This is a genomic window from Vibrio sp. MarTm2, from assembly GCF_027587055.1.
In the GTDB taxonomy this organism is placed as follows: Bacteria; Pseudomonadota; Gammaproteobacteria; order Enterobacterales; family Vibrionaceae; genus Vibrio; species Vibrio sinaloensis_D.
Map to the genome: position 1 here is coordinate 174,251 of NZ_JAPPTK010000004.1, position 16,836 is coordinate 191,086.

Sequence of the window (16,836 nt, forward strand, 5' to 3'; positions counted from 1 at the left end):
GAAACAGTGTTCAAGACATTAAATAGTCAAACGACCACGGCTAGCGTTCATCGAAGAAATCTTTGTTGCGAATGTACTTTGACATTAGATGATAAGAAAACGGTCTTACTACCCAAGATGCAACAGAACGACCTAAACGAATCAGCGTCGGTGTGTTCTCATAAATCTTACCATTGTAGAGCCACAATTGTTTACCCACATGCAGGTATACGCCTGGTAGAGGTGGAAGGAATGTCACGATATCGAGATCACAACAAATTCGATACGTCTTGTGGCTCAATGAGTACTGCTTTTTCATCATGAAGCCGCCAAATGCTGGCTGACCAAAGGTGACCACACGCTTGACCGATTTCGCACGCTGTTTTTCGAGCGCATCAGCCAAAATACAGGCGATCGCCCCCCCGGAAGAATGCCCAGTAAAGGTAACGCGCTTTCCGTTTTCTAATAGAGGCTGCAAAATGTTGGACAGTGCTTGGTAAACATTTAGCGGATGGGGAGAGTGGCCATGTTTAGCGATACTCGGTTGGGTAATTTGTTGCAGGTAGCCAGAATGAACGGGATAGTTAAGCTTCAAACAGTGGGCCTTGCGTTGCCACAAATGCAGATTGAGTAACCAATCTTTCGGGTTGTGGGAGCCTTTAATGACGACGATCACTTCATCATGATCGTTTTTCCATAAAACGCGCATCATGGGTTGGCCGAATCGATTGTAGACAATACGCTGACCTTTTGGTGCAAAGCCGTAGCGCGTGTGTTTTAGCACCCGTGAATAGGCTAGGTTGCAGAGTACGGCGTATTTTTCGTATTGGTATCGCTTGAGTTTCTTCACATGGCGTTTGAGTGGTCAGCGCATAGCAAACAGTATGCGAGTATTACGTGACGCATTTGTGACAGACTAACTGAGTTGGATGACAGAAAACAGTTGGATGTACTTCCTAACGAGTTGTTGATCGTTTGAGCGTTTAAGCGGGTGTGTAAACTTTACGTAGTAGGGGCTGAGGGCAAATTGTTGTTCTAACGTTCGTGACAACTGTGATTCGCTCTCAAATAGACTGATACCTTGGGTCTTGTATTCGTCTATCTCATCGGGTAGTTGTCCTGTCCACCAATGGAGTAGCTCTCGGCTCGGTTTGCTTCGAGTTATCCAATGATCGGTCAACAGCAATAGAAGATCATTCGGCTGAACGGCATAGCCATACTCAGCTTGCCACTGCGCAATGGTTTTAAACTGTTTGTTTCTACATGAGTTTCCAGCACTGACCAAATGGGAGGTAAGAATCCAAACGGTGCCGACTTCCGAAGTGACCCGATAATGGTGTGGATAGTCAGTGGAGGCAGCGGTTTCGAGGGACTGGTAATCGTAACTGTGGCCGAACTCTTTTAATGTTCTAGACAGGCGGCGCGCAAAAGCTAAGCCCAAATGATGTTCACTCATTCCGCGATTATGAATGGTTGGATAGTGTTTTTCACACAGTTTCATGCAATCTGCTTGAAACTCATTAACGCTCTGAATCAACACATCCAATAACAAGGCAACACTCTCCCTAGGTCCCAGTTTTCGCGCTTACAGTAACATGGCGTTGATAAACTCAGTTACACTTATTGTCCAAAATATTGCATAGAGTTAGGGGTTTATGTCTAAGATTGAATTTACGTCACAACAAAAACAAGCGATGGCTAAAGACCTTCAGGACTATCTCGAACAAGAGCTTGATGTCGAAATTGGGCAGTTTGATGCCGATTTTTTGCTGGATTTTATCTCTGATAAGTTTGGTGCCACCTTTTACAACCAAGGTATAAAAGATGCACAGGCGATTATGGAGAGAAAGATGCTGGATATTGCTGATGAGCTTTATGAGATAGAACAGATAAGCCAATATTGAGGTGCCTTTTCTATCACGCAATTCGTTCCATCAAATTTTTCGAACGAGATCATCAAGGGTAAGAGATTTCCCCAGTGTAAATAATGGTAAATAATCTGTTACACACAAGGGGATATAACTATTCTCATGTGATAAAGAGATTCATTTAACTTGGAAACTGTAATGAAGTCAGAAGTCAAAAACTATAATGTGGTTGCTCGTGCTGTACACTGGTCATCCGCTCTGGTCGTGATTGGTATGTTTGCTGTTGGGCTGTGGATGGTTGATTTGTCCTACTACAGCGAATGGTATCGGACAGCACCACACTGGCATAAATCGATTGGCATTTTACTCGCCGCGTTGACTCTATTCCGTTTGGTTTGGAAGCATGTTACGCCGTCACCAAAGGTAGAAGGCAGTGCGATTGAAAAGGCGGGAGCGAAGATTGTTCACTTCGCAATGTACGCAACTCTACTATTGTTGTTTGTTTCCGGTTACTTAATCTCAACAGAGGATGGTCGCGGTATTGATGTGTTTACATGGTTTACTGTGCCTGGTGCGGGAGCGTTGTTTGAAAACCAAGCAGACACCGCAGGCCTTATCCACTTTTACGCAGCATGGGCTCTGATACTAATGGCTGCTGCCCACGCCCTTGCTGCATTGAAACACCACTTTATTAACAAAGACAACACGCTACGCAAAATGATAGGAGCTTCAAAATGAAAAAAACGTTATTTGCTACAGGACTGGCTATGGTGATGGCACTGCCGTTTGGTGCAAGCGCAGCGGACTACGTTATTGATACAAAGGGCGCACACGCGTCAGTAAACTTCAAAGTGAGTCACCTTGGTTATAGTTTCATCAAAGGTCGTTTTAATAAATTTGATGGCGAATTCTCTTATGACCCAGCGAATGTTGCGGCATCGAAGGTGACGGTAAACGTTGACACTCGCAGTTTGGATTCAAACCATGCAGAGCGTGACAAGCACATTCGCAGTTCAGATTTCATTGATGCATCGAAGTTTTCAACCGCTACGTTTAAGAGCACGAGCGTGGTAGACAAAGGCGACGGTAACTTAGAAGTAACAGGTGATCTGAGCCTGCACGGTGTAACTAAGCCAATTACCATCGATGCGGAGTTTATCGGTGCAGGTCAAGACCCATGGGGTGGTCAACGTGCAGGTTTCTACGGCACAACGCGTCTAGAGTTGGCTGATTTCAACATCGCAGTGATGGGTACTTCAAGCTACGTTGATATGGAACTGCATGTAGAAGGTATTCAGAAGTAATTCCACTTACCTCCAAAAAACAAAGAAAGCCCTCAACCTAAGTGGTTGAGGGCTTTTTTGGTCAAGCGACTTATTTCCCGACCAAATTTCCTAGCGTTTTTGACGTTGTTTTTCTATTCGTTATGCACTTTCGAGTTCGCGTTCTGTGTCGACCAACGTTACACGGTCACCGTAAACATTGCGTAGTGAAGAGAGTACGTTTTCACGGGTGACTACACCAACAAACTGACCATTCTCAATTACAGGGAGCACATGTGGTTTGCTTACTTTCATGCTCTTTGCGCGCTCTTCAAGAGATAGCGTGGTGAATTGTGTTGCGATGCCCATGCTGGTGGTTGGGTAAAGCTGCTCTTTATCGATACACAGGTATTCAGCGACATCGACCAGTTTGTCTTTCGCATCAATTGCCACCACATCACGCGACATCAGATCGACAACCTTTTGTCCTTGAGTAGGAATGTAGTCTTGGCACCACAAGTCAACCATCACATCATGCGCTGAGAAGAAACCAACCAAGCGTCCTTCGATATCAACAACCGGCGCGCTGATCAAATGGTTATCTAATAATGTGTCGATTGCAGCAGGTGTGGTCATTTCTGCGCCCAAAGTAATTGGCGCAGGGTTCATGATATCTTTTACAAGGATAGTTGTGTTCATAGTGGTTTCCTTAACTGACGTAATGTTAGTGGTTTTAGTAATTGAAGCGACTTGCGCTGCTTTTAGTTGTGGTCGGCGGTAGATACACCAGTTGGCAAGCCCAACCAGAACAGCACCACCAACGATGTTGCCAAGTGTCACGGGAATAAGGTTCGCTGTGACAAATTGATAGATATTTAAGTCCGCATATTGAGCGGGGGTTGCGCCGATTTGAGTCCAAAATGCCTCGGGCGCAAAATTTTGAATCACGATACCTAGCGGGACCATAAACATGTTTGCGACGCAGTGTTCAAAGCCACTGGAGACAAACATAGCGACGGGCATAATGGTCATTGCTGCCTTGGTCATCGCGTTTGCGCTACTGAAAGTGAGCCATATAGCCAAGCAGACCAGCAAGTTACACAGTACGCCTAATGCAAAGGCTTGGACGGTCGTGTGGTGCAGTTTATGCTGCGCGATATTAAGTGCATTCAATCCCCACTGACCGTGGTCCATCTGGTACAAACCTGCAGCCGATACAATGGTCAGCAGCAACATGGCACCAATAAAGTTACCAACGTAGACCTTGCCCCACACACTCAGCATCTTGGTAAAGCTGATCTGTTTATTCGCCCATGAAATGCTCGATAGCACAGAACTCGTAAACAGTTCACCGCCGCAAATCACGATGAGGATCAAACCCATACTAAATGCCAGTCCGCCTGCTAAGCGGCTTAGGCCCCAGCCCGTCTCGGTGCTACCCGTTGTCACGGTTATATAGAAAAGAAAGGCGAGTCCTATAAACGCTCCTGCCATGACAGCAAGGCTTAACGTCATGCCACTACTTTTCTTTGCTTTGCTTAACGCAAACTTCTCGGCTTCCGCCATCATCTCGATGGGTGAGAAGTATTGGTGGTTAGTTTGAGCTTGTGTCATTGCCGCTCCCCGGTAAAAAACATACATACCTCCTGATGTTCACAAGGCTTTATCGCCGTTGCCAATTCAGATTACGGTTGGAGTAGCTAGAGGTAAAATTGATAATTTTTAAAATCCTCATCAAAAATATTGATATGGATTGGAGAGGGCGTAAAATGAAACCCAATGCGTATTTGTTAGTGTTTTCAAATACGTGCTGAAGCTAGGTAAAACAGATGATAAGAACAGGGATAGGAGTCCTATGCGTTACTCATTAAAACAACTTGCTGTCTTTGATGCCGTTGCAGACACGGGGAGTGTGAGCTTAGCGGCTGACAAACTCTCGCTGACGCAATCGGCGACAAGCATGTCGTTATCGCAACTCGAGAAAATGTTGGGCAGACCGCTGTTCGAACGCCAAGGAAAACAGATGGCGCTGACTCACTGGGGAATGTGGTTACGTCCGAAGGCAAAGCGCCTTCTCCAAGATGCGCAGCAAATAGAAATGGGCTTTTATGAACAGCATTTGCTCAGTGGTCACCTCAAACTTGGTGCCAGCCAAACGCCCGCCGAACACTTAGTGCCAGATCTTATCAGTATTATTGATAACTCGTTTCCTGAGATGAGAATTTCCTTAAAGGTCAAAAGTACCGACAGCGTGATTCAAGGGGTTATCGACTACAAATATGACCTAGGCATTATAGAAGGGCGCTGTGATGACAACCGACTGCATCAAGAAGTGTGGTGTCGAGACCACTTAACTGTTGTGGCGGCGGCTCATCACCCCTTCGCGCTGCAAGAAAAGGTCAGTTTGGCACAGTTAGAGCAAGCCAAATGGGTACTTCGAGAGCACGGAAGTGGCACTCGCATGATTTTTGATAGCTCCATTCACCATTTGATTGAAGATTTGGATGTCTGGCGTGAATACGAACATGTACCTGTACTGCGCAGCATGGTCGAGCATGGTCAATATCTTACCTGCTTACCTTATCTAGACGTTGAAAGGCACATCGACAGCGGTCAACTGGTCGCGCTGAACGTGCCTGAACTCAATATGGAGCGTACGCTTTCGTTCGTCTGGCGTGCAGACATGGTTGAAAACCCGTTGGTTGAATGTATTAAGCGCGAAGGGTTAAGGATGATGAAGGGGAAACCCAGCGTTTTATAATAAATTTGGTATTACCGATATCTGTTGAAATATCGATTGCATCACGTAATTTATGATAAATATGATATTTGTTACCTAAATATTGTGATCTGGGTATTACTCATTACTATCAATTCTTCTTAATATGCGTACTTGTACTTTTGATGTGTCTGAGCACACGTAACGAGGCGTTATGAGCACACTAGTCGCGATTGCATTAACAACGGGTATTCTTTCTGGCTTATGGGGATGGCTTGCCATTTCACTTGGACTTCTTTCTTGGGCCGGATTTTTAGGGTGTACCAGTTATTTTGCTTCACCTACCAGTGGGTTTAAGGGGTTAATACAAAGTTTACTAACCAACATGACAGGTGTATTTTGGGCAATGGTTATTATCCATGCTTCACAATATGCGTCGTTGGAAATTTTGGGTTACGTCATCACTGCTGTTGTCGCATTTCTAATGTGCATGCAGGCGACGCAAAGCTTACTTACCTACATTCCTGGTACGTTCATTGGCTGTTGTGCAACCTTCGCCGCTTCAGGTGACTGGAAATTGGTTATCCCTTCGCTCATTTTGGGTGGCATTTTCGGTTATTTGATGAAAGCGAGTGGTTTATGGCTACATCAAAAGGCTCACCAAACGCAATCAAGTGCTGAGCTTGCGCCTAGAGCTTAATTGTGTGATCAAATTCTGCCTGATGGATTTGGTCAACCCCCGATTGATTTGTATCTGATTCGATACGCGGCATTGATGTTAATCATCAATGCCGCTTTTTTATGTGTTGCCATTGGCCATGGTGACCACACGTTTCAACGTCCAGCGAAGCAGTAGTGGAATGCACTCATTACCTAACTCTTCACAGTGGCTCACTATCGCCAGTGCTAAGTCAGGTTTTGCGTATTTTTTCAGTACCTTGGTGACCACTTTTTTGGCGGGAATAGGGTGATCCGCAGGAATATGTACCATCTGTTTGAAGAAGGTCTCAAATCCATTGTTGTAGAGAAAATGTTCAATATCTCTATCAGGCAGTTCTGTCAGACGATGACGCTCTTGATCATTACCTAGCAGAGCTCGAACCGCTGTGGAGTATTTTTTCCCTGCAGCATCACCATCGGTGACAACATGCCAGTCGATACCGAAAGCCTTGGCTACTTTAAGCAATGACTTCAATCCCGATTGGGCAAACTCGATAATCTGAACTCCTTCCGCGGCAAGGTTATAACCGCACTGATTGGCAAGCTCGTTAAACAGCCAAACTTCTGTTTCTCCTTCTACTAACAGCCAACAACGCGCGAATAAGGCGCCAGAGCGATGGAAACGGATATGAAAGCCAATTCGACGAAGCTCATCTCGACTTAACCCGTGATCCGGCAGTGACGTGGTGATCGTCTTGTCTGATTGGCGAACAAGTCGACGTATAGAGTTAAGCGGCACTTGACCAAGAAGATCGCCACTGTTTGTGGTGAGAATTTTCTGCATTGGCAGCAGTTGAAGCAATCCCCATGCGCGAGCGAGGTGGGTAGGATGAAGGCGACCTTCAGGATCTTCAATGATCAACAGTGGTCGCGCACATCGGCGCAACTGATTTGGTCCTTTCGCTTGCAGGTAGGCATTGAGCAAGCCCATAAAAAGTAGCCGAGTTTGTTTGTCGTTTTCTTCAACCACTTGCGATAAACGCTTATTGCTCGTTGTACTGTTGAAGAAGATCCCATCTCGCTGCTTACGAAGGTTTTTTCTGGTGTTCGATTTGAACGAGAAGTAATGGTCGACCAAAATACCCATCGAGTTGAGGCTACTTTTCATTTCGCCTTTATTCACGTGGCCAGGTATCGCCATCAGACGTCGGCAAGTATTGTTGATGCGCTTTTCGATACGAACATTGTTGTCGCCATTTGAGCCAATAGGGCGTTCAAAACGTCGAGAATCTTTAAGGCGAATAACTGGGTGAAGCGTCATCAGCTCTTGCGCAAGTTTTTCCGAATGGTGCAACTGCTTTGGGTTGCCTTGTTCGTCAAGAAACGCATAGCGCGTATTGATCTCGTAGCCGTCACGACTTGCACTCAACCGATAAATGATTCGATTTTTCCCTTGATCGTCTTTGATCCAAACGGGCTTTAACTTTCTATAACGACCTGAGTTCATCTCATGTTTATCGGTGGACACCAAACTCAACACAATTTGTAAGTGTTGGCTTTGAGGATGAGCAATTGAATAGTCGACGTGGAAATCGGTCATCTCAAATTGATAGGGAATGCCCTCAGAAGGCAGGGCGACGGACAGGGCATCTAACAGGGACGATTTACCCCAAGTATTTTCGCCGATTAATGTGGTGAGTTCATCAAAGGCGATGGAGAGCCTTTTGATTCCACGAAAGCCAGAAATTTCAATTCGTTCTAGCTGCATATAGTGACTCCGTATGAGCTATTTCTCATTAAGCATAATAGAAAAATGCCGAATAAGCAGAAGGTTAGCTCACACTCTTGGATTAATGACCAGTAATTCATAAGGTTAGCGCCTTGATGAAGTTCATAATAATTGATGTATCAGAAGTGGTGTTTTCAATAAAAATGTGAAAGTTAATGAATTTGTCACATGGGATGCGTTAGGATGTAGCTGAAAAGAGAGAATGAAAATATGACAGATAAAAACAATAAGCCGGCGAGAATCAAGCTGGCACACATCAACGATACGCACTCCTATTTTGAACCAACTTCATTACAGCTTAACCTGCATGTCGAAGGCCAAGAACTCGAGCCCTACGTCAGTGCGGGTGGGTTTGCTCGCATTGCAACGAGGAAGCAACAGCTCGAGCAACTCGCGAAAGAGAATGATCAGCAGTTTATCCTTCTTCATGCGGGCGATTGCTTCCAAGGTACGCTCTATTTTTCTTTGTTTAAAGGCGAAGCTAACGCAACCATGTTAAACGCGCTGAACATCGATGCGATGGCGTTAGGCAACCATGAGCTGGATATGGGAAACCTTCCCGTTGCCCAGTTTGCCCAACAAATCACTTTTCCTTTGTTGGCCGGTAATTGGGATTTGTCCAACGAGGATTCAGCGAAGAAACTTAGACTCAGCGAGAACGCCAAGGTGTTTTCGTATGATCCAAGTGTTCAAGCAGCAAGGTGGATCGTCAAGTATGCACAAGAAGAACCTATTGCGATCTTTTCACTTGCGCTAGATAAAATGGCAGACATCTCAAACCCAGACGCCGACACACCTTTCGTTAGTGCTCGAAAAACGGCTATTGAGACGGTCGCTCAAATACAAAAGTCGGGGATCAATAAAATTATCCTACTTAGCCATATGGGTTACGAAGCGGATTTGGATATGGCGAATACCGTTGATGGAATTAGCCTCATCGTTGGTGGTCATAGCCACCGATTACAAGGGGATTTTTCTGGACTCGGTTTGAAAAAAGATGACCCATACGGCATTGAGATTAACGGAACACGTGTTGTACAAGCTGGTTATCACGCATTAAGTATGGGCCACTGTGACATCGAGTTTGACGAGAGTGGTCACGTGACTCATTTCAGCGGTAAGAATGAACTGCTGCTTGGTCGAAGACTCTTTATTGACGCGAGTATGAGCGAAGCTCGTGACGATGATTGTTACGCGATCGCACGACGCTACGTTGATCAGCACCCAAATGTGCACGTTTGTAAGAAAGACCCACATACGCAGGAGATATTGTTGCAGCGGTACACCACGCAAGTTCGAAAACTGCAAAGTGACTATATCGCGTGCGCCAAACATGCGCTTCGTCATGTACGCGTACCTGATGACACCGGAGCGAGTGAGCTAGCACCACTGGTAGCGGAATCTTTTGCCTACACCATGAATGAAATGGGCTATGACGTGGAGTTTGCCATTCATAACGCGGGCGGAGTGCGTACATCGCTTAATCCTGGTGATATTTCTGTGGCAGACATCGCGGGTAAACTGTTGCCCTTTGCCGTACCCATTGGCGTTTACGAGCTCAAAGGGAAAGACATTGCCGCCACTTTAGAAGGGGCGATCAACAATGCATTGAATAATGGTGTAGAAGGAACGGGTGATGGCTCATACCCCTACACATTTAACTTGAGTTATGACTACGACTCTTTGGCGCCTATTGGCCAGCGCATCCACAATTTGGCGATTTATTCGGCGACAAATGGATGGCAAGCGGTTGAAAAACAACGCTATTACCGAGGCACGTCGTCGGCGTATACCATGAAAGGGAAAGAAGGTTACGAGGCCATTCAAAACATGAAAGGCGAGGGAACAGTCACGGATCGTTCTATGGCGGATTGTTTTATTGCTTTACTAACTGAACATCCCGAAACGATAAATCGCACAAAGTCTGCTACCAAGCACAACGCATGGCATAAAGGTTGCTAATGATTTACTGATTGTTGATTGTTCAACAGCCAGGGGGAAATCATGTGGAAAGACTGGATTGACGTAGCGGTCGTTATCAGTTGGGTTGGTGTTTGGTCTGCTTTGGTCTATTTCATCCCAATGTCAGGCGTTTAGAGCCAAAACCCCAGTATAAAAAGGAGCAAATAATATTTGCTCCTTTTTTGATTTTTTTACTAGACGAGGCGCTCAAGCAGGAATACAATCCGCGCTGTTTGGGGAGTAGTCGCCTCTGGTTTACTTATCGTCATCTCGTTAGGAAATCTCCTATCCGGTAAGTATAAATGGTGTTGAAATATCTGTTTCAATTCACCATTTCGACGAGACCAACGTAATCAAATATTCTACGCCATTGAATCGGTGTAGGTTGTTTTGTTTGCGGTGGGTTCGTCTATTACTTCTCGATCCCTCCGCCTTTGGAGGTAACATGACCCCTTCTACATACATAGGCTTCGCACTATTAACTCTGACCATGGTTGCATTAGATATTTGGCAAACCCGTGGCGGGAAGGTGACGATCAAAAAAGCCGCCGTTTGGAGTATTTTCTGGTTTTTACTCGCATTCTTGTTCGCTGCGAGCATTTATTTTTTCTGGGACTTTTATGCACCAGACAGTGCTTACAGCGCTGAAAAAGCGACCGTTTCATTTCTAACGGGTTATTTGCTTGAGAAATCTCTGAGCGTCGATAACTTATTCGTTTTTGCGATTATCTTCCATCAATACCTGGTGCCTGAGCACTTGCGTCCAAGAGCTTTGCTGTGGGGCGTAATCGGCGCTTTGATTTTACGTGCCATCATGATCGCTGTGGGCGCTCAGTTACTCGCGCAATACCATTGGTTATTGTATGTATTTGCGCTGTTCTTAATCTGGACGGGTATACAACTCGCTCGCGATAAAGGCGAGGAAGAAGTCAATCCGCTGCCAGAAAAGCTAATCCGCAAGTTCGCTTCTGTGACTGATGATTTTCGAGGCAACGCGTTAACTGTTGTTGAAGGCGGTAAACGTTGGTTGACGCCTATGGCCATTGTAATTGGTGTGATCGCGTTTATGGACGTCATGTTCGCGCTAGACTCAATACCAGCGATTTTTGCGGTAACACGAGAGCCGTTCCTTGTGCTGGCCGCTAACGTGTTTGCGTTGCTCGGCTTGCGTTCACTGTACTTTGTATTGCAGGGGATGATGGATAAGTTTATTTATTTAAAACCTGCGCTTTCATTCATCATGGTGTTTATTGGTATCAAGATGATGCTTGTCGGTTCGGCTTGGGAAATTCCAACCCCTGTATCGTTATTAGTGCTTCTGGTGACCATGACCATAGCAGTGATTGCATCCGTGATGAAGAAACGAAAACAGCAGGTACTATCCGAACTAACTATCAGATAATTAATCTAATTGTCTGGCAAACAAATTCGCCAATTTTAACCAGTGAAAGTGTAAAAGTTTTGTGAACAGAAAATGTGCACATCTACGCTAATGAAATATTAAGTCGAAAAAGTTGGGTATCTATGCGCAAAATTGCTGGTTTTGCGCATAGTTTTAAAAGTCAATTGTTATGGTGTTGTTTTATTAGAAAAACTTATCTGAAATTCGAAAGTTTTTCATTTTTTGGAGCGTAAATTATTGCTTATTATTAGCCCATCGAAACGAATTAAACGATTTATAGAGAGGCAATCATGGCACAAGCAATGCAGATCGGCACAATTAACGCTCCTATCTCTATGGATAAAAAAACCTACGCGGTTTCTTTCAAAGGATTGATTGCACACCTATTAGATATTCTATTCACAGATAATACTCCTCGCGCGTACTACGCGAACGATTTATCTGGCCACATCCAAAAAGATATTGGCTTGAATCGTTAATCTAACAGGCTCTAAAAAACGTAAGCGCTGGCAGTGATGTCAGCGCTTTTTTTGTGCCTTGTGAAATGGACACCCTGCATTAACGGTCTTTTTGAATATAGAGCAAACACTGCGCTTAGAAACATCCAGCTTGTTACAGGTTTGGTCACCTGTGGGCAGTTGAGAATGTTGAATGTGAACAATGGAGCCGATTATGCACTCGTTACTTGCCATCTCGATAGCGTCCAGTTTGTCAGCGGGGCAAATTTGGAGCCACGAAGGACAACCCGCTCAAGTGGTCGAGCTATTTACGTCTGAGGGGTGTTCCAGTTGTCCACCCGCCGATCGTTATCTATCAAAGCTAGAAAATAGTGAAGGGCTTTGGACATCAATTATTCCCATCGCGTATCACGTCGACTATTGGGACCATCTAGGTTGGAAAGATAAGTTCGCAAAACCAGAGTACTCTCAGTTGCAACGTCTTTACTATGCGTACGACTTAGTAGGAAGTGTTTATACACCGGGTTTCGTGGTTGATGGTCGAGAGTGGCGTGGATTTTTCAACTGGGTGAATCGTGAATTACCTGTTGTGACGCCACGCGATTCACAACGATTAAAACTGATTCGCAAAGGCAATACGTTCTCTCTACAGTTTGACAAATCAGGCAGCTTTGATGCCACGCTGGTATTTTTGGCCAACAACCAGTACACGCAGGTTCAACGTGGTGAGAATCGAGGGCGTAAATTGGAGCATGACTTTATTGCGGTTAAGAGAATGCAGCAGCGGTCAACGGATGGTAAATGGGAGTTTGAGGCTCAATTGCCGTTGGAAACGATTGATGCAGTGGCTGCATGGGTGAGTGAACCGGGGCGGTTTGAGCGCATTCAAACGGTAGCGGGCAAAATAGAATAATCAGCTCAAAGAGCCCATTTCTGGGCTCTTGCTCTGATTACTTGCGCATTGCGCACGCATAGGCAGTGGTGAAGGCTTGCTCTTGGTATTGTTTAAGTCCGGTATCTTTAAACGCAATTGCAAGGGGATTTCTCTTCAAGCTTTCCTTGATAGCCGTTGTTGAAACAAGCTCAACATGCAATCCTTCAATCAGTTGAATGACGGCTTCTAGTTTAAAACCAACGCTGCCACCTGCAAACTTACCCTTAGTTTGACGTTGGCGGATCATCACTTTATCCACTTGGTAGTCTTGCATCAGTTTCGCGAACGAAAACTGAAATTTCTTCAACTCTTCACCAGAATTCGCATCACCAATCGTCAGTTTTGCCACTCGGCAATCTGGCAAGTGAACAACACCTGATGTGTTTTCTAGTAGACAAATAACGGCATCGTTGCCTTTTAGCTCTACGCCACAAATTTTCATATAAGTACCTCGGTTGGTTCCGATTGAGTATAACAGCCTGAAGCGATGCGAGTTATCCAATATTGCCCATTCGTGCATTAAATAATCGTCTCTTGCGTAAATCTTGTGTGAGTGGTTTATTAATAACCATATACTCAATTTATGGAGTCTGATTATGTGTCGATGGCTAGCGTATCAAGGTCCGGCTATCTATTTGGATGAACTGGTTTATGAACCTGAGCACTCGCTTGTTCACCAAAGTTTGGAAGCGAGAAAAGCAGTGACGCGGGTCAATGCGGATGGTTTTGGTTTGGGTTGGTACACAGAGCGAGAAACACCAGGACAGTTTCATGAAGTGCTGCCAGCGTGGGGTGATGAGAACTTGCGATCGTTGACACACCATATTCGCTCTCATCGGTTTATGGCACATGTGCGATCCTCAACTGGAACGCAGGTATCGCGATCGAATTGCCATCCGTTTATCATCGATAATTGGATGTTTTTACACAATGGCCAAATCGGCGACTTTGAAAGGGTGAAGTTTGAGTTAGAACGGATGCTTCCGGAGTCGCTCTATCTTCTTCGACGTGGGACAACCGACAGTGAGCTCCTCTTTTTACTGGCGTTAGCCAATGGATTAAAAAACGATCCTGTACATGCACTCAAGCGCACCATTGATATTGTCCAGCAATGTTTAAACAATAGGTCTATTGAATCACCTTTCAAAGCCTCGATTTGTGTCTCTGATGGAAAGGCGTTTTGGGTGGTTCGTTACAGTACAGATGGTGAGCCGCCAACCATCTTCATTCGCAGTGATGATGAAAGCGTCGTGTTAGCGTCAGAGCCGTTAGAGAGCGGTAAAATATGGAACAGGATCGAGCCTCAGACGATCAGTAAAATTCAGGACTGTGAGCGTACGGTTTGGAAGTTAACCGATATCACAAATCAACCCGCCTAAAGACTAAGCGGGTTGATAGATGTTTTGTTAGTTTGCTTGCCAGCGCTCGACCATATATTCGGCTAAATCTTTGGAACGAAGCAGCAGGTTTTCACGAGCGATTGTCAGCGTTGAGGTCATTTCTATTACGAGTGCGTCATCGGCACTTGCCATTACACCGAACTGAATCATGTCTTCGCCGCGTAATGATTCGATTGAACGTTTGTCTTCTGGAAGCTCAATATAGACGGATGTAAACGATCGGGAATCATCAACAAAGGGTCTAATGTGCCAACTTGCTGTGAATGGTTCGGCATTGGGCGCAGTGATTTCAACTTCGGTAGCATTTCTGAAGTTAAGGCTAACCATGGTCGGCTTAGGACCCGAGTTGGCATCACTGTTAATGTCTCTAACCCAGTACCACTGTTTGCCGGCGAACCAACCCCGTTCGAGCGTGATATTTCGGTTTGGTGTGTCACGTAGCCAGATGCTTGGGTAATTGTCTTGGTTTAGCCCAATAAAGAACTGATTACTGCGCCTAAAGTTAAAGTCGTAAGTCCCTTTGTGAGATAGGCGCATATCGTTAAACAATGTGCTGTAATTGAAGTCACACACCCAGTTTGATGAGTAGTCTGCTTCGCAAAGAACATTGTCGTCCCTAAATTGATAAGCCGTAATTACATCATCAGACTCCAACGAGTTTGTCATCGGGAAATAGGCGAATTCGCTACCTTTGACAGTGTCAGCCAGCGTGTAATGACCTTGAAGAAAACGGTCGTTTCGAGTCCGCCAGAAGTCAAAAAGGGTATGGGCTAGATTGGTATCTTTGAGCACCAGCGCATAATTTCCATTGAATGACAGGTCACGAGCGAGCCAATGTTGAGCCGCGTCTTCCATGATGCCCAACCGGATAGTTGGCGCTTTAGAGCCTGCTGGGGGATCGATACGTATCACATCGGGCACGTCAGGTACTGACTCAATCGTCCAAGTCGCCGTAACATCGGGTGTCGCATCAGTAAAGTCGACGCTGACTTGATTTCCTTCTTTCGCAAAACTTAACGTGACGAGCTCTAGGTCTCCTTGGTCGGCGCTGTTGATAGAAGGGCGCAATAACGTAAGGGTTTGCGATCGCAATAGATCGTCTGAGATCACTAAATCGTATCCTGAAGAGAGATCTTTATGCGTCCACACTTGGTAAGTTTTGCTTGAGGACTCATAGCTAACAGAGAGGTGATGAGATACGTAAATGAACTGATAGGTGCGCGCTGAACTTGAATCGGTTGCATTTAACACCAGTTGATTATTTTCTGTGGTATAGGCTCTTTGGGCGGAACCTACGAAGCTGCCTGCCACATGAGTACCGTCGAAGTTTGCTCTTGTCGACTCACCATCTTTGCTCAGTGGCGTGACTTGAAACTCACCGTTGTTTTCTAAGTAGTCGGACAGGTTGGCTACCATTTGATTGTCACTAGAGACGCTGCCATCAGGAGCTTGGTGCAGTAATCGTTTATTGAGTTCATGAATGTCGAGTTGATTGGCGAGTTCATCTGCTTTGTCTTTGTAAGCCATCATGGTTGCTTGCAGATCCGCTGGTGTGGCATCACTTAGGGCTGGAGGAAAATCACGGGTGATTGACCGAGCGATGAGATGTGATATTGCTGCGTCAATGCTTGTTGAACGGTTAGCTACAAAATTACCCGTTAACACGTCTGCGGGTAAGTTGAGATCCGCGGCGATTTGCTCCAATGTTTTACCTGAGAGGTGAGCTATGGAGGTGAAGGGGTTAATAGTATTAATTTTTGCTGGAGCAATCATTTGGTATGACTTGCTCGCTAGGGCTATTTGGTCTGAATCTTTGGTTTCGCCAGCAATAATATTGGCGATGAGGGGATAATTCGCATTAGCGGCCGCGACTTCGATTCGACCCATTGAATCCGTTGTGCCCTCGATAAACTCGTTGGGAGCGCATCGATTATCAAGATTTCGATCGACACATACGGTCGCATTTTCCAAATATCCGTCGACAACTTGTACGGTTCTCGATGTCGGAGGCGCTTGGGGCGTATCCGAACCTGAACTGCCGCCACCACAAGCCATCAATTGCGCGGCTGATAGACATACCAACGTTGTTTTCTTAATCATGCATTATCCCTAGCTCTAATTTTATAAACTATCCATTAACGGTTGAATAACATACAGAATTTAGCTGTTACACGATAGTGATGTGTATCATGGTTTAACGTAGAATAATTCTCATTTACGTGACAAGGATGGAAATTTGCTAAAAGAGCGTTGGCTTGAAGAGTGTAAAATAGAGCTAAAAGTCAAATTTGACCTATGAAACAATTATTGTGATTCCAATCGCGAAATTAACCCCATTGTGATGACCTCAACTTAAGGTGAGGTTTTAGCCTGAATTCCACTTTACAACTCACCATAAGGGAA

General features: G+C 45.2%; 16 protein-coding genes. 10 read left to right on the plus strand and 6 right to left on the minus strand.

What is annotated here, in order from left to right; all coding sequences use genetic code 11:
• Positions 1 to 40: 40 nt before the first annotated feature.
• The gene (locus OH458_RS11145) at positions 41 to 829 is read right to left on the minus strand and encodes a lipase family protein (RefSeq protein WP_269978391.1); all 789 of its coding nucleotides are present in this window, start codon (positions 827 to 829) and stop codon (positions 41 to 43) included.
• Positions 830 to 895: 66 nt separating this feature from the next.
• The gene (locus OH458_RS11150; protein ID WP_038136811.1) at positions 896 to 1,531 is read right to left on the minus strand and encodes a hypothetical protein; all 636 of its coding nucleotides are present in this window, start codon (positions 1,529 to 1,531) and stop codon (positions 896 to 898) included.
• 103 nt (positions 1,532 to 1,634) lie between these two features.
• On the opposite strand from OH458_RS11150, the gene OH458_RS11155 reads away from it, so the two are divergent.
• From OH458_RS11155 to OH458_RS11165, 3 genes are all read left to right on the plus strand, one after another.
• The gene (locus OH458_RS11155) at positions 1,635 to 1,883 is read left to right on the plus strand and encodes a DUF2164 domain-containing protein (RefSeq protein ID WP_269978392.1); all 249 of its coding nucleotides are present in this window, start codon (positions 1,635 to 1,637) and stop codon (positions 1,881 to 1,883) included.
• Between the two features lie 162 nt (positions 1,884 to 2,045).
• The gene (locus tag OH458_RS11160; RefSeq protein ID WP_269978393.1) at positions 2,046 to 2,585 is read left to right on the plus strand and encodes a cytochrome b; all 540 of its coding nucleotides are present in this window, start codon (positions 2,046 to 2,048) and stop codon (positions 2,583 to 2,585) included.
• Positions 2,582 to 3,151, plus strand: a complete 570-nt coding sequence (locus tag OH458_RS11165; RefSeq protein ID WP_005473202.1) for a YceI family protein — start codon at positions 2,582 to 2,584, stop codon at positions 3,149 to 3,151. Before OH458_RS11160 ends, OH458_RS11165 begins: the two co-directional genes overlap by 4 nt.
• A 120-nt stretch (positions 3,152 to 3,271) precedes the next feature.
• Here the strand turns inward: OH458_RS11165 and focA are convergent, their stop codons facing one another.
• Positions 3,272 to 4,723: a formate transporter FocA gene (gene focA, locus OH458_RS11170; protein WP_038136822.1), complete on the minus strand. Its 1,452-nt coding sequence runs from the start codon at positions 4,721 to 4,723 to the stop codon at positions 3,272 to 3,274.
• 241 nt (positions 4,724 to 4,964) lie between these two features.
• Between focA and OH458_RS11175 the strand changes: the two genes are divergently transcribed.
• Both OH458_RS11175 and OH458_RS11180 read left to right on the plus strand, forming a co-directional pair.
• Positions 4,965 to 5,870: a LysR substrate-binding domain-containing protein gene (locus tag OH458_RS11175; RefSeq protein WP_005473250.1), complete on the plus strand. Its 906-nt coding sequence runs from the start codon at positions 4,965 to 4,967 to the stop codon at positions 5,868 to 5,870.
• 172 nt (positions 5,871 to 6,042) lie between these two features.
• On the plus strand, positions 6,043 to 6,528 hold the full coding sequence (locus OH458_RS11180; RefSeq protein ID WP_005473221.1) for a DUF1097 domain-containing protein: 486 nt from the start codon (positions 6,043 to 6,045) through the stop codon (positions 6,526 to 6,528).
• Between the two features lie 99 nt (positions 6,529 to 6,627).
• On the opposite strand, the gene OH458_RS11185 is transcribed toward OH458_RS11180, so the two are convergent.
• On the minus strand, positions 6,628 to 8,256 hold the full coding sequence (locus OH458_RS11185; RefSeq protein WP_269978394.1) for an ATP-dependent endonuclease: 1,629 nt from the start codon (positions 8,254 to 8,256) through the stop codon (positions 6,628 to 6,630).
• Between the two features lie 231 nt (positions 8,257 to 8,487).
• Here OH458_RS11185 and OH458_RS11190 point away from each other — a divergent pair, with 231 nt between their 5' ends.
• The 4 genes from OH458_RS11190 (at position 8,488) to OH458_RS11205 (ending at position 13,012) form a co-directional block, all read left to right on the plus strand.
• Positions 8,488 to 10,239 carry a bifunctional metallophosphatase/5'-nucleotidase gene (locus OH458_RS11190; RefSeq protein ID WP_269978395.1) on the plus strand — a complete coding sequence of 584 codons (1,752 nt, stop codon included), beginning with the start codon at positions 8,488 to 8,490 and terminating at the stop codon, positions 10,237 to 10,239.
• 445 nt (positions 10,240 to 10,684) lie between these two features.
• Positions 10,685 to 11,641, plus strand: a complete 957-nt coding sequence (locus tag OH458_RS11195; protein WP_269978396.1) for a TerC/Alx family metal homeostasis membrane protein — start codon at positions 10,685 to 10,687, stop codon at positions 11,639 to 11,641.
• A gap of 290 nt (positions 11,642 to 11,931) precedes the next feature.
• Positions 11,932 to 12,120 (plus strand): hypothetical protein, encoded by a 189-nt coding sequence (locus OH458_RS11200; protein ID WP_005473141.1) that lies wholly within the window; start codon positions 11,932 to 11,934, stop codon positions 12,118 to 12,120.
• Positions 12,121 to 12,313: 193 nt separating this feature from the next.
• Positions 12,314 to 13,012, plus strand: a complete 699-nt coding sequence (locus OH458_RS11205) for a DUF1223 domain-containing protein (protein WP_269978397.1) — start codon at positions 12,314 to 12,316, stop codon at positions 13,010 to 13,012.
• 37 nt (positions 13,013 to 13,049) lie between these two features.
• Here the strand turns inward: OH458_RS11205 and OH458_RS11210 are convergent, their stop codons facing one another.
• Positions 13,050 to 13,475: a DUF3010 family protein gene (locus OH458_RS11210; RefSeq protein ID WP_039474015.1), complete on the minus strand. Its 426-nt coding sequence runs from the start codon at positions 13,473 to 13,475 to the stop codon at positions 13,050 to 13,052.
• Between the two features lie 154 nt (positions 13,476 to 13,629).
• Here OH458_RS11210 and OH458_RS11215 point away from each other — a divergent pair, with 154 nt between their 5' ends.
• Positions 13,630 to 14,412 carry a class II glutamine amidotransferase gene (locus tag OH458_RS11215; RefSeq protein WP_269978398.1) on the plus strand — a complete coding sequence of 261 codons (783 nt, stop codon included), beginning with the start codon at positions 13,630 to 13,632 and terminating at the stop codon, positions 14,410 to 14,412.
• Positions 14,413 to 14,439: 27 nt separating this feature from the next.
• On the opposite strand, the gene OH458_RS11220 is transcribed toward OH458_RS11215, so the two are convergent.
• Positions 14,440 to 16,533 carry a hypothetical protein gene (locus OH458_RS11220; RefSeq protein WP_269978399.1) on the minus strand — a complete coding sequence of 698 codons (2,094 nt, stop codon included), beginning with the start codon at positions 16,531 to 16,533 and terminating at the stop codon, positions 14,440 to 14,442.
• Between the last annotated feature and the right edge of the window lie 303 nt (positions 16,534 to 16,836).